General features: G+C 52.7%; 14 protein-coding genes. 5 read left to right on the top strand and 9 right to left on the bottom strand.

Features of this window, described 5'->3' with window-relative positions:
* The first annotated feature begins 118 nt into the window (after positions 1-118).
* Positions 119-1,315 carry a sugar transporter gene (locus D8682_RS02660; protein WP_064546806.1) on the top strand — a complete coding sequence of 399 codons (1,197 nt, stop codon included), beginning with the start codon at positions 119-121 and terminating at the stop codon, positions 1,313-1,315.
* A gap of 49 nt (positions 1,316-1,364) precedes the next feature.
* Here the strand turns inward: D8682_RS02660 and D8682_RS02655 are convergent, their stop codons facing one another.
* On the bottom strand, positions 1,365-2,036 hold the full coding sequence (locus D8682_RS02655) for a MarC family NAAT transporter (RefSeq protein WP_064546808.1): 672 nt from the start codon (positions 2,034-2,036) through the stop codon (positions 1,365-1,367).
* 199 nt (positions 2,037-2,235) lie between these two features.
* On the opposite strand from D8682_RS02655, the gene marR reads away from it, so the two are divergent.
* Genes marR through marB form a run of 3 tightly spaced genes read left to right on the top strand, consistent with a single transcriptional unit; the run spans position 2,236 to position 3,327 of the window.
* A complete protein-coding gene (gene marR, locus D8682_RS02650; protein WP_064546810.1) occupies positions 2,236-2,670 on the top strand; it encodes a multiple antibiotic resistance transcriptional regulator MarR in 435 nt (144 codons plus the stop codon).
* Positions 2,671-2,690: 20 nt separating this feature from the next.
* Positions 2,691-3,065 (top strand): MDR efflux pump AcrAB transcriptional activator MarA, encoded by a 375-nt coding sequence (gene marA, locus D8682_RS02645; RefSeq protein ID WP_064546812.1) that lies wholly within the window; start codon positions 2,691-2,693, stop codon positions 3,063-3,065.
* Positions 3,066-3,117: 52 nt separating this feature from the next.
* On the top strand, positions 3,118-3,327 hold the full coding sequence (marB, locus tag D8682_RS02640; protein ID WP_064546814.1) for a multiple antibiotic resistance regulatory protein MarB: 210 nt from the start codon (positions 3,118-3,120) through the stop codon (positions 3,325-3,327).
* 42 nt (positions 3,328-3,369) lie between these two features.
* Here marB and eamA read toward each other — a convergent pair whose 3' ends face one another.
* Entirely contained in the window at positions 3,370-4,263 is an 894-nt protein-coding gene (gene eamA, locus D8682_RS02635) for an O-acetylserine/cysteine exporter (protein WP_121813456.1), read from the bottom strand.
* Positions 4,264-4,453: 190 nt separating this feature from the next.
* Between eamA and ydeE the strand changes: the two genes are divergently transcribed.
* Complete coding sequence (ydeE, locus tag D8682_RS02630) at positions 4,454-5,656, top strand: efflux MFS transporter YdeE (protein WP_121813455.1); 1,203 nt, start codon at positions 4,454-4,456, stop codon at positions 5,654-5,656.
* Between the two features lie 60 nt (positions 5,657-5,716).
* On the opposite strand, the gene D8682_RS27405 is transcribed toward ydeE, so the two are convergent.
* The 7 genes from D8682_RS27405 to D8682_RS02595 all read right to left on the bottom strand — a co-directional run bounded on the left by D8682_RS27405 (position 5,717) and on the right by D8682_RS02595 (position 13,265).
* Positions 5,717-6,892, bottom strand: coding sequence for a GNAT family N-acetyltransferase (locus tag D8682_RS27405; RefSeq protein WP_121813454.1), 1,176 nt, complete (start codon positions 6,890-6,892; stop codon positions 5,717-5,719).
* 103 nt (positions 6,893-6,995) lie between these two features.
* Positions 6,996-7,694: an urea ABC transporter ATP-binding subunit UrtE gene (gene urtE, locus D8682_RS02620; protein WP_064546821.1), complete on the bottom strand. Its 699-nt coding sequence runs from the start codon at positions 7,692-7,694 to the stop codon at positions 6,996-6,998.
* Positions 7,695-7,826: 132 nt separating this feature from the next.
* A complete protein-coding gene (gene urtD, locus D8682_RS02615) occupies positions 7,827-8,624 on the bottom strand; it encodes an urea ABC transporter ATP-binding protein UrtD (protein ID WP_121813453.1) in 798 nt (265 codons plus the stop codon).
* A complete protein-coding gene (urtC, locus tag D8682_RS02610; protein ID WP_121813452.1) occupies positions 8,624-9,697 on the bottom strand; it encodes an urea ABC transporter permease subunit UrtC in 1,074 nt (357 codons plus the stop codon). The genes urtD and urtC overlap by 1 nt, the downstream gene beginning before the upstream one ends.
* Complete coding sequence (gene urtB, locus D8682_RS02605; protein ID WP_121813451.1) at positions 9,697-11,187, bottom strand: urea ABC transporter permease subunit UrtB; 1,491 nt, start codon at positions 11,185-11,187, stop codon at positions 9,697-9,699. Before urtB ends, urtC begins: the two co-directional genes overlap by 1 nt.
* Before the next feature lie 103 nt (positions 11,188-11,290).
* Positions 11,291-12,562 (bottom strand): urea ABC transporter substrate-binding protein, encoded by a 1,272-nt coding sequence (gene urtA, locus D8682_RS02600; protein ID WP_121815617.1) that lies wholly within the window; start codon positions 12,560-12,562, stop codon positions 11,291-11,293.
* 25 nt (positions 12,563-12,587) lie between these two features.
* On the bottom strand, positions 12,588-13,265 hold the full coding sequence (locus D8682_RS02595) for a GntR family transcriptional regulator (RefSeq protein WP_121813450.1): 678 nt from the start codon (positions 13,263-13,265) through the stop codon (positions 12,588-12,590).
* Positions 13,266-13,339 lie beyond the last annotated feature (74 nt).

The raw sequence follows: 13,339 nt of genomic DNA, 5'->3' as shown, positions 1-13,339 counted from the left end.
CCATGAAAATCACCACAATAAAATGAGACTTAAATCACAAAATTGGTTGTACAGCTGGTTTGATGGTTTTATGATCGCCTGCTCACCACTCTTTCTAAAACCTGCGCGAATACCATCTATGACTATAAGCAAAGTCTCACGCAAAACGGCGTGGCTACGCGTCGTTACGCTCGCTGTCGCGGCCTTTATTTTTAACACCACGGAATTTGTCCCGGTTGGTTTACTGTCTGACATTGCCGATAGTTTTGGTATGCAGACTGCGCAAGTTGGGATCATGCTAACTATCTACGCATGGGTGGTGGCGCTAATGTCCCTTCCCTTTATGCTGTTAACCAGTCAGGTCGAACGAAAGCGCTTATTGGTCAGTATTTTCGTCTTATTTATCGTAAGCCACGTGCTCTCATTCGTCGCCTGGAGCTTCCCGGTGTTGGTGATTAGCCGCATTGGGATTGCCTTTGCCCACGCCATATTCTGGTCAATTACCGCGTCGCTGGCGATTCGTATGGCACCCGCCGGGAAAAAGGCTCAAGCACTCAGCTTGATAGCCACTGGTACCGCGCTGGCGATGGTTTTAGGTTTGCCGCTTGGACGTATCGTTGGGCAATATTTCGGCTGGCGTACCACTTTCTTCGCTATTGGTGTCGTCGCCGCGCTCACGCTGTTCTGTGTGATGAAACTGCTGCCTAAATTGCCAAGCGAACACTCAGGTTCGCTGAAAAGTTTGCCGTTGCTGTTTAAACGCCCAGCCCTGGTGAGCTTGTATGTATTGGTCGCGGTGGTGGTGACCGCGCATTACACCGCCTACAGCTACATCGAACCGTTCGTACAAACCGTAGCCGGATTGAGTGCGAACGTGGCGACGCTGCTACTGTTGGTGCTGGGTGCCGCAGGGATTATTGGCAGCGTGCTGTTTGGTAAACTGGGCAATCGCCATTCATCAACGCTGGTCAGCGGTTCGATCGGTTTACTGGTGTTGTGCCTCGCGTTGTTACTGCCTGCCGCGCAAAGCAGCACTCAGCTCACTCTGTTATGCCTGTTCTGGGGAATCGCCATTATGGTTATCACCCTCGGCATGCAGGTGAAAGTTTTGGCACTGGCACCCGATGCAACCGATGTTTCTATGGCGTTATTCTCAGGGATTTTTAATCTCGGGATTGGCGCGGGCGCGTTGGTAGGTAACCAGGTTAGCCTGCATTTTGATATGTCGAGTATTGGGCTGGTGGGGGCTGTTCCGGCACTGGTGGCGCTTATCGTTTCAGTATTAATTTTCCGTCGTTGGCCGGTTTCCTTAGAAGAACAGCACAGCCACGGTTAGCCAGGATAAAAGGATGTCGGGTAGCGTTGCGCTTACCCGACATTCGCGTTTATTGGGCTGGAAACTTGGTAATAATCTCTAGTACCCCGTTAATAATGAACTGGACCCCCATACACACCAGCAGGAAGCCCATCAGGCGCGAAATCGCTTCAATACCGCTCTTGCCGACCAGGCGCATAATCGCACCAGAACTGCGTAAACTCCCCCACAAAATCAGCCCTACCAGCGCAAAAATCAGCGGTGGTGCCACCAGCACAACCCAGGCGGGGAAATTGACACCATGCTCAACCGTTGACGATGAACTGATGATCATCGCAATGGTCCCCGGCCCCGCCGTACTTGGCATCGCCAATGGGACAAACGCGATATTGGTATCAGGCTCCTGCTCAAGCTCCTCGGCTTTTGTATGTGCTTCCGGTGATTCATGCGCCTTCTGCTGCGGGAACAGCATGCGGAAACCAATAAAGGCCACAATTAAGCCACCCGCAATACGCAAGCCCGGTATCGAAATACCAAAGGTGTTCATCACAACTTGCCCAGCGTAGTAAGCCACCATCATGATGATGAATACATTCACTGACGCCATCAGCGCAGTTCTATCACGCGCCTTTTTATTCATATCGCCAGCAAGGCCGAGGAACAATGCTACCGTTGTTAACGGGTTAGCCAGCGGCAATAACACCACCAGCCCAAACCCTATGGCCTTTACCAAATCCATCATCTTCTAACCCTTAATTGCAGTGACTTTTCGCGATTCAGAGTATAGCAGTCACCCTTCGCGCATTCGTTACAGAACTGTATGTATGTTAACAGTTGAACCGTTTTAGCTATTTGTGTCATCACATATTCATAACGTTGACATATGCTTGCCTGAGCAATAATATCTGCCGTGATTAAATATACTTGCCTGGGCAATAATAGTGAAAAACACTAACGATCTGTTTAACGAGGTGATTCCGCTTGGAAGACTGATTCATATGGTTAACCAACATAAGGATCGCCTGCTAAACGATCATCTTTCCCCACTCGATATCACCGCTACGCAATTTAAGGTGCTTTGCAGCATTTATTGCGAAGAGTGCGTACAGCCTGTCGAGTTGAAAAAAGCCTTATCAGTAGACCTGGGTGCGTTAACTCGCATGTTGGACCGCCTGCTGAGCAAGGGGTGGATTGAACGGTTGCCTAATCCCAACGACAAACGCGGTGTACTTGTACGATTGACTCCGGAAGGGAAAACATTGTGCGAAAAATGTCACCAACTTGTCGGAAAAAACCTGCATCAAGAACTGACTAAAAACCTGACAGCAGATGAAGTGACCACACTTTATCAACTGCTGACAAAGGTATTGCCGTAAAACCTGAAAAGAGGTGAACGATGTCCAGACGAAACAATGATTCAATCACCATTCAAAGCATTTTGGACTGGATTGAAGAAAACCTGGAAACCCCTCTGTCGCTAGAGAAGGTTTCGCAGCGTTCGGGCTACTCGAAGTGGCACCTGCAACGGATGTTTAAAAAAGAGACCGGCCATTCATTAGGTCAATACATCCGCAATCGCAAATTGACTGAGATCGCCCTCAAGCTGAAACAAAGCAACGAGCCGATTCTCTATTTGGCAGAGCAGTATGGGTTTGAGTCGCAACAGACGCTCACTCGGACCTTCAAGAATTACTTTTCTGTACCTCCTCATCGGTTCCGCGTTGCGTGTTCAGGTGGTGAAGGAAAGTATATTCATCCGCTAAATCATTAATATTGTTAACAAACGCTATGCAACCGTCTGTTGATTCAGACACCGAGGATTTATGAAACGTTACATCTCCGCGGCAAGCCTGCTTTTGATTCTGGCTTCCACCAACGCTCTGGCGGAGCAATCAACCCAATTCAGTGCCACGCAAGCCAATCATGGCAACATGATTATCCCCGCGTCTGAAAACTGTGCTGACGATAGCCACATGATGGGTGACAAGTCTGAGTTGCTGGGTACGCCGTATTACCGCGACAACAGCCACTAATCTCTACCATGGCGGGTCTGGAATGCTGACCCGCCCGGCACACTAATTCGTCACCGTTCTGCGCACCCGCAAGCCGAAGACATTAATATACAATCCGCCCATAATCAGCAGCGCCCCCGCTAACTGTGTCATCGACAAGGTTTCCCCCAGCAGCCATGCGGCACTCGCCATCCCGACAACCGGCACCAGTAACGATAACGGTGCAACACGCCAGGTTTCGTAGCGCCCCAGCAAACTTCCCCAAATCCCGTAACCAACAATTGTTGCTACAAATGCGAGATAAACCAGCGACAAAATCGTCGTTATATCAATGGCTATCAGGCTTTGCCACATCACGGCTGCCCCATCGAACAGAAAACTGGCGGCAAAGAATGGCAGTACCGGAATTAATGCACTCCACACCACCAAAGACATAATTGGCGGACGCGCCTCCAGTTGCATAATTTTCTTATTGAAGATATTGCCGCATGCCCAGCTAAACGCCGCGGCCAGCGTCAGCATAAAACCGAGCAAAGCCACATGTTGCCCACCAAGACTGCCCTCAATCAGCACCAGCACACCGATAACAGCTAAGGAAATCCCCGCCAGTTGCTTGCCTTGCAGACGTTCTTTGAAGACACAAGCGCCGAGGATAATCGTGAAGAACGCCTGCGCCTGAAGCACCAGTGAAGCCAACCCCGCAGGCATGCCAAATTTAATGGCGCTGAACAAAAATGCAAACTGCCCAAAACTGATCGTCAGCCCGTAAGCGGCCAGCAAGCGAAAAGGAATTTTCGGACGCGCGACAAACAGTAACGCAGGGAAAGCAACCAGCAAGAAACGCAGACCAGCCAATAACAGCGGCGGCATATTATGCAGCCCCATTTTGATCACTACGAAATTCAGCCCCCACACCACTACGACCAGCATCGCCAGCAGTCCATCTTTGCGCGTCATACTTCGACCTCTGTTGATATTACAAATTTGTTAAAATTTACGGCTAAACTAACAGTTTGAATAGATACAGTTGGCACTTTAAAGCTTAGATACAGAAAGCATTCCCTGATAAACGGCATCTATACTTTGCCAAATCTTCATGCTAAATCTGATAACCCCCAATTAATCATTAATAAAAACAAACGATAAAATGGTTTCTTTAGCAACGCGTTTCTCTGGCAAGCAACTCTCCATCAGCGTTTTACTGCTCTCCTCACTGTTACTGACCGTAGGACGTGGGCTAACGCTCCCCTTCATGACCATTTACCTTTCCCGGCAATACAACATGCCGTTAAACGAAATTGGCATGGCGCTGACGATGGCTCTCACCGCTGGGGTGGTTTTCAGCCTGTGGTTTGGCATCCTGGCAGATAAGTTCGACAAGAAAAAATACATGCTGCTGGCAATTGTGATTTTTCTCGGCGGATTTGTCGCGATCCCGCTGGTGAATAACGCCGTTCTGGTGGTGGTATTTTACTCGCTGATTAACTGCGCTTATTCGGTGTTTGCGACGGTGCTAAAAGGCTATTTTTCTGACACGCTGGAAATTCACCAGAAACCGAAAATTTTCTCGCTCAATTACACCTTCGCCAATATCGGTTGGACGGTTGGCCCGCCGATTGGCACGCTGGCGGTGCTCTACAGCACTAACCTGCCATTCTGGTTATCCGGCCTGACGGCGATCATTCCGTTTATCGTGATTAGCCGTTATGTGCATAGCGTGCCGGTGAGTGAACTCCAGCAAGACAGCAACGTCAGGCTTTCGCCGTTGCAAATGCTCAAAGATAAGGCGCTGATGTATTTCACTTTGTCGGCTTTCCTCGGCTCGCTGGTCTTCGGCTCGTTCGCCGCGTGTTTATCGCAGTATGCAATTGCCATCTCTGATTCGGATCTGGCACAAAAAGTGGTGGGTGTGGTTCTGCCAGTGAATGCGTTTGTGGTGGTGGTTTTTCAATACATGGTTGGTAAACGCATTCGCCCTGATAACATTAAAAAGCTGATGGCATACGGCACGCTATTTTTCATCGCCGGGCTGGCAGGCTTTATGATTTCCGGCGACAACTTGCTGCTGTGGGGCTTATCGGCGGCGGTGTTTACTCTCGGCGAGCTTATCTTCGCCCCTGGTGAATATATGCTGGTGGATAACATTGCCCCAGCGGGACTGAAAGCCAGCTATTTCTCAGCCCAACAATTGGGATGGTTAGGCGGCGCATGTAATCCACTATTCACCGGATTAATGCTGACCTGGTTGCCGCCGTATATGCTGTTTGTGGTATTGATGGCCGCCATCGCGCTGGCTTATTTGATGGTTGTGAAAGGGATGGCGGCCAAGCCGATGTTGGTGCTCAATTAAATGGTGGATGACGCTTGCGCTTATCCACCCTACAAAACCGAAACCGTATAATGGGTTACGCTAAACCAAATCTTTTCGATACTGAATAAAGCCCGGCTTATCCGCTAACTTGTCATATAACGCCTGGCCTGCGGCATTAGTTTCATGGGTATGCCAGTACACTCGCTGGCAACTTTTCGCCTGAGCATGCTGATAAACCCCTTCGATTAATGCCCGCCCAATGCCTTTGCCGCGTGATTCAGGCGCGGTAAACAGATCCTCAAGATAACAATGATCTTCTGCCGACCAGGTGCCTCGGTGGTAAACCATATGGGTAAAACCGACCATTTTTCCCTGCCCGTCAAACGCCCCCAGCGCAAACATCGGTTCGTTAGCGTCAAGCATTCTGCGCCACGTCAGTTGGCTAATTTCATCACTGAGCTGGCTGTTGTAAAACGTCAAATAACCCTGCCATAAAACAGCCCACGCCGCGTGATCGCCCTCTTCCAGTGCTCTGACTTGCAGCGTGTTTCTGCTGTCGGCTGGCCGATGGTGGCTCAGGCTTTCACGAATCTGCGCCAACCCCTGTTTCTGCACGCCATCCGGCATATTCTCAACGCAAAGCCAGCTTTCAAATGCCTGCTGAATCAGCGGCCATTCGCTATCGAGAATCGAAAACCACGCGGTATCGCGAGTGCGCTGCTTGTACACCACGGCCTGGCGGAATAACCCTTCATAACGGAAGCCAAGGCGGATCGCCGCATGGCGCGATGGGCCATTCAGACTGTCACATTTCCATTCATAGCGGCGATAGCCCAGGTCAAAGGCATATTTCATCAGCAGATAATGGGCTTCGGTAGCCTGAACAGTGCGTTGCAGCAACGGCGAATACATCACAAACCCGACTTCAACTACCCCGTTCGCCGGGTCGATACGCATTAGTGACAGCGTTCCCCAGGCCTTGCCGCTCTGGCAATCGACAACCGCAAAGTGCAGCGGGTCGTTGCTCTGCGCGGCGCTGGCAATAAAGTCGGCAAATTGCTGTTGCTCAGCAAACGGCCCGATGCTCAGATACGTCCAGCCGCGGCTATCTTGCGCCGTATTCCATGCGGCCCACAAATCTGCACTATGTGCGTCAGATAGCGGTTCGAGGCGGCAAAAGCGCCCTTCCAGCACCCTACGTTGCGGGCGCGGGCGCGGCTGCCAGGCTGGCAGAGCATGGCCTACCGGTTGTTGATACTCGTTTAATCCACTCAAGTGACGCCTCACCAGGTTTTGACATTAGTCTCCTGAATATAAACAACTAAAGGCACAACACAAAGAACCAAAATGTGGCCGTTTTTGTAGACCATACCGTGGTTTAAATCGCCACCAGTCCCCTGACCCCATCGGTTTCCATATTCGCTCCCGCGCCGCGTTGAATGATTGAACCGCGCGACATGACTAAATAGCTGTCGGCAAGGTCGGCGGCGAAGTCATAAAATTGTTCGACCAGCAAAATAGCCATATCGCCTTTTGCGGCAAGACTACTAATAACCTGACCGATCTCCTTAATCACCGAAGGCTGTATCCCTTCGGTCGGCTCGTCCAGAATCAGCAACTGCGGTTTACAGGCCAGCGCACGGCCAATGGCCAGTTGCTGCTGTTGCCCACCGGAAAGATCGCCGCCGCGCCGCTGCTTCATCTCTTTGAGTACCGGAAACAAGTGATAAATCTCTTCCGGCACTTGTTTAGCTTCACGCCCGGTAAAACGTGAAAGCCCCATCAGCAGATTTTCTTCGACCGTTAAGCGCGGGAAAATCTCGCGTCCTTGCGGCACATAGGCAATTCCTGCCTGTACACGCTGGTGTGGTTTGCGGCTGGTGATATTATTTTTCTGCCAGTTCACGCTGCCGGATTTTGCCGGGATCAACCCCATCAGGCATTTCAGCAATGTGCTTTTCCCCACGCCATTGCGCCCCAGCAGGCAGGTGACTTCACCAATCTTTGCTTCAAACGAGACGCCGCGCAGAATATGGCTGCCGCCGTAGTATTGGTTTAGATCGTTGACTATGAGCATAGTTATCCCCGCGTTTGTGTCGGATGACGCTTCGCTTATCCGACCTACATGGACAGTTTTAGGGTGGAAACACGAAGCGTCATGCACCATGAAGTTGTAGGGTGGAAAAGCGCAGCGTCCTCCACCATGAATTTAGCGCCCCAGATACACTTCAATCACCTGTTCATTAGCCTGCACTTCACGCAGTGAACCTTCCGCCAGCACCTGCCCCTGATGCAACACCGTCACATGGTCAGCAATGGTTTCCACAAAGCCCATATCGTGCTCCACCACCATCAGCGAATGCTTGCCCGCCAGCCCGCGAAACAGTTCGGCGGTATATTCGGTTTCCGCATCGGTCATGCCTGCGGCGGGTTCGTCCAGCAACAGCAAATGAGGCTCCTGCACCAGCAACATGCCGATTTCGAGAAATTGCTTTTGCCCATGGGAAAGCAGGCCCGCTTTGCGATGGCGTTCGGCAGCGAGTCGCAGCGTTGTCAGCATTTCGTCGATGCGGTCGTGCTGCTCAGAATTCAGTTTCGCCCGCAAACTCGCCCACACCGATTTATCGGTTTTCTGCGCAATTTCGAGATTTTCAAACACCGTCAGCGCTTCAAACACCGTCGGCTTCTGGAATTTGCGGCCAATGCCGCGTTTGGCGATATCTGCCGGTTCGAGGCACATTAAATCGGTGGATTGATCGTAAAACGCCCTGCCGCTTTGCGGTTTGGTTTTGCCGGTAATCACATCCATCAGCGTGGTTTTTCCGGCACCGTTCGGGCCAATTACACAGCGCAATTCGCCAACGCCGATATTGAGCGACAAATTCGTCAGAGCCTGGAAACCGTCAAAATTGACATTGATGTTTTCCAGCATTAGCACCGGGTCGGTCTGGTCGCGGAAGCGGTCAGCCTCATGCTGGCGGGTAAACAGTGGTTCGCCGGGTTGCATTATTTCTCTCCTTTACGCAGCAGGCCAATCACGCCGCGCGGTAAAAACAGCGTGACGACGATAAAAATCAGGCCAAGAAACAGCTGCCAGTATTCCGGCACTGCCATGGTGAAGTAGCTTTTCGCACCGTTCACCAGACCTGCGCCAAGGATCGGGCCTATCAGCGTGCCGCGCCCGCCGAGTGCCACCCAAATAGCGGCTTCGATAGAGTTGGTTGGCGACATTTCACCAGGGTTGATAATCCCAACTTGTGGCACATACAACGCCCCCGCCAGCCCGCAAAGTACCGCAGATAGCGTCCACACCAGCAGCTTGAAACCTTTTGGGTCATAACCGCAGAACACCAGGCGGTTTTCTGCATCGCGCACCGCGGTTAGTACCCGGCCAAACTTGCTGCGAGCCAATGTGAAACCTATTCCGAGGCTTGCCATCAGCAACAAAACCGTGGCGATAAACAGCCCGATGCGCGTACCCGTTGCGGTAATCGGCATACCTAAGATAGTGGTAAAGCCAGTGAAACCGTTGTTGCCACCAAAGCCAGTTTCATTGCGAAAGAACAGCAGCATTCCGGCGTAGGTCAGCGCCTGGGTCATAATCGAGAAATAGACGCCTTTGATTTTTGAGCGGAAGGCAAAGAAGCCAAACACCAACGCGAGCAGCCCCGGCACCAGTACAATCAGCGCCAACGCCCAGGCAAAATGCTGCGTACCCCACCAGAACCACGGCAATTGATCCCAGGAAAGGAACGACATAAACGCCGGTAGCCCGTCGCCTGCGGCCTGACGCATCAGGTACATGCCCATCGCGTAGCCGCCGAGTGCAAAGAAAATGCCATGCCCAAGTGACAATAACCCGGCGTATCCCCACACCAAATCCAGCGCAACCGCGACAGTTGCATAACAGAGGATTTTACCGACCAGCGTCAGCGTGTAAGTCGAAAGACTCAGTGGATGACTGGCTGGCAACAGCGTCAGAAACGGCAATGTCAGCATCAGCACCACCATCAGCGAACCCAGCGCCATCGAGATGCGCGGTGCTTTGCGGGTCAGTGTTAACGTTAGCGGCTGGCTCATCAGTCGATAACCCTCCCTTTCAGGGCGAACAGGCCTTGCGGTCGTTTCTGGATAAACAGAATAATCAGCACAAGGATGAGGATTTTGCCCAGCACCGCGCCAATTTGCGGTTCCAGTATTTTGTTAAAGATCCCAAGCCCGAAAGCTGCGGCCACGGTTCCCGCCAGTTGCCCGACACCGCCGAGCACCACCACCAGGAAAGAATCGATGATGTAGCCTTGCCCCAGTTCCGGGCCGACGTTACCAAGCTGAGAAAGCGCCACCCCACCAAGACCTGCAATGCCGGAACCGAGGCCAAACGCCAGCATATCCACGCGCCCGGTTGGCACGCCGCAGCAGGCGGCCATGGCGCGGTTTTGCGTCACGGCTCGCACATTCATGCCAAGACGCGTTTTATTGAGCAGCAACCAGGTGAAGAGCAACACCAGCATCACGAAACCAATCACCACCAGGCGGTTCCACGGCAAAATCAGGTTTGGCAGCACTTGTACGCCACCAGACAGCCACGCTGGGTTCGCGACCTCCATGTTCTGCGCACCAAACACCATGCGCACAATCTGGATAAGCATCAGGCTGATGCCCCACGTCGCCAGCAAGGTTTCCAGCGGGCGGCCATAAAGATGGCGAATCACGGTGCGCTCAAGCGCCATGCCGATTCCGGCGGTGATGGCAAATGCCACCGGCAAAGCGACAATCGGGTAAAACGTCAGCCAGGCCGGTGCATATTGCTGAAAAGCGCTTTGCACCAGCCATGCGGAATACGCGCCCAACATCAGCATTTCGCCATGCGCCATATTAATCACGCCCAGCAAACCGTAGGTAATCGCCAGCCCCAGCGCTGCCAGTAGCAAAATAGAACCCAGCGACAGCCCCATAAATGCCTGACCGAGAATCTCGCCCAGCATTAAACGGTGTTGAATTTTTTTCAGCCCTTCGCTCGCCGCTTTGCGCACCTGCGCGTCGGGTTCGGTCTGCGCGTCCGTCAGCGGTTTGAGTAGTGCCTGGGTGTCGGGGTCAGCCGAGTGACTCAGCAGGTCGACTGCATTTAAACGCACTTTTGCGTCAGTGCTCGCGAGTTGTAGTTGTGCCAGCACGCCTTCCAGCGCGTGGCGGACATTTTCATCCGGTTCAGCTTTCAGCCTTTGTTGCAGCAACGGCAGCAAATCAGGCTGGACATCGCGTTGCAGCGCCTCTGCCGCTTGCAAACGCTCAGTGACATTGTCACTTATCAGGCGATGACTGGCGAGTGCGCTGCCTGCAAGAACGCGTAATCGGTTAGTCAGTCGGACTTTTTTATCGTTAATGACCAGATTTTCTTGCGCCAGAGCGTTGAGTAACGGTAACCGCTTTGCATCCGGTGCCGCCGCCCATGTTTGCAGCAGTTTTGCCTGTTGCGTGCGGTTTGCTGCGGCAAAATCCTCAGCGTCTCCGGCATGAGCGAAACACGGCAGCAGCCAGGCTACGAATAACAGGCAGCGGAGTAATTTCATGGGCATCTCCTGGAGTTTATGGTGGATGACGCTGCGCTTATCCACCCTACAAAGGCATTTGTAGGTCGGGTAAGCGTTAGCGTCACCCGACACTGGTTTTGCTTTAGTTGCTCACCATTTTCACAGGCTCGTCAGACTTCTTGTCGTTACCGGCAATGAACGGGCTCCACGGCTGGGCGCGTACCGGTGCATCGGTCTGCCACACCACGTTGAACTGGCCGTTGCCTTCGATTTCACCAATCATCACTGGCTTATGCAGATGGTGGTTGGTGGCGTCCATGGTGAGCGTAAAGCCAGACGGCGCTTTGTATGTTTGCCCTGCCATCGCCTCACGAACTTTGTCCACATCCGTGCTTCCGGCTTTTTCCACCGCCTGCGCCCACATATGGATGCCGACGTAGGTCGCTTCCATCGGGTCGTTGGTCACGACCGTGTCGGCATTCGGCAGCTTGTGGGCTTTGGCGTAGGCTTTCCATTCGGCGACAAACGCTTTGTTGGTTGGGTTATCGACCGATTCGAAGTAGTTCCATGCCGCCAGGTTGCCGACCAACGGTTTGGTGTCGATACCGCGCAGCTCTTCTTCGCCGACCGAGAACGCCACCACCGGAACATCGGTCGCTTTCAGGCCCTGATTGGCGAGTTCTTTGTAGAACGGCACGTTGGAGTCGCCGTTAATGGTGGAGATAACCGCGGTTTTGCCGCCCGCCGAGAATTTCTTGATATTGGCAACAATGGTCTGGTAATCGCTGTAACCAAACGGCGTATACACCTCTTCAATGTCTTTATCCTGCACGCCTTTGGAATGCAGGAACGCGCGCAGAATCTTGTTGGTGGTGCGCGGGTAAACGTAATCCGTACCCAGCAGGAAGTAGCGTTTCGCCGCCCCACCGTCTTCGCTCATCAGGTATTCCACCGCCGGGATCGCCTGCTGGTTTGGTGCCGCACCGGTATAAAACACGTTTGGCGACATCTCTTCACCTTCGTACTGCACCGGGTAGAACAGCAGCCCGTTCAGCTCCTCAAACACCGGCAATACCGATTTGCGCGAGACCGACGTCCAGCAGCCAAACACCACCGCCGCTTTATCCTGACTTAATAACTGGCGTGCTTTTTCAGCGAACAGCGGCCAGTTTGACGCCGGGTCAACCACCACCGGTTCGAGCTGTTTGCCCAGCACGCCGCCTTTGGCGTTAATGTCGGCGATAGTCATCAGCGCCACATCTTTGAGCGGCGTTTCAGAAATCGCCATAGTGCCGGACAGAGAGTGCATGATGCCCACTTTGATGGTGTCAGCAGCTTGTGCGCTGAAGGCCAGCCCCATGTTGACAACAGACGCGGAGAGCGCGAAAGCTTTAATGAAGGTGCGACGTTGCATAGTGTGTGTACTCCCAAACGTATTATTAAGAAATAACCCCATGCTTCGCCTGATGAAGCATATGGAGAGTAATTTGACGGACCTCTTTCTGACTTGCGGCTATATGGTCGTGTAAGCGGGTCTGCGCCTCCTGAAGTTGACGGTTCAAAATGGCGAGCAAAATCTGCCCATGCTCGAGATACGTGGCACTGACGCGGGGGCGTTTGGTGAAATCCAGCCGCCGCACAATACGAATTTTTTCGGTGATTTCACGGTGTACCCGCGCCATTTCCGGGTTACCTGCGGCCTCCACCAGCGTCATATGGAAAACTTCATCGTGGCTGGCGACTTCCGCGCCGTCTGGCAATTGCGGTGCATCAATCCAGAACTGCTTTAGTGCCTGTAACGACCGCGAGCGTACTTCTGCAGGCAGCGCACATAGCCGTTTTACGGCTTCCAGTTCCAACACAATGCGCAGATCATAGAGTGATTCCAGATGATCGAAATCCACCGCTTTGATCTGCCAACCGCTACGCGGCTGCACTTCGACATAGCCTTCTTGTTCCAACGCATACAGCGCCTGGCGCACCGGAGTGCGGCTCGCCGCCATGCGCACTGCGATGTCGTTTTCGCTGAATCGGTCGCCTGGCAGTAACTGGAAATCAAAAATTTCCTGTTTCAGTAAGCGGTAGATGCGCTCGGCAATGCCTTCTGGTTTTTTCATGCCCTCACCCTAACCCTCTCCCACGGGAGAGGGGATTGTCCGGTTTTCTCCTTCTCCTGGAGGAGAAGGGATTG

The organism is Buttiauxella sp. 3AFRM03 (assembly GCF_003675305.1).
Lineage (GTDB): Bacteria > Pseudomonadota > Gammaproteobacteria > Enterobacterales > Enterobacteriaceae > Buttiauxella > Buttiauxella ferragutiae.
The sequence above is the reverse complement of the archived record's forward strand: the minus strand, read 5'-3'. Positions and strand labels throughout refer to the sequence as shown.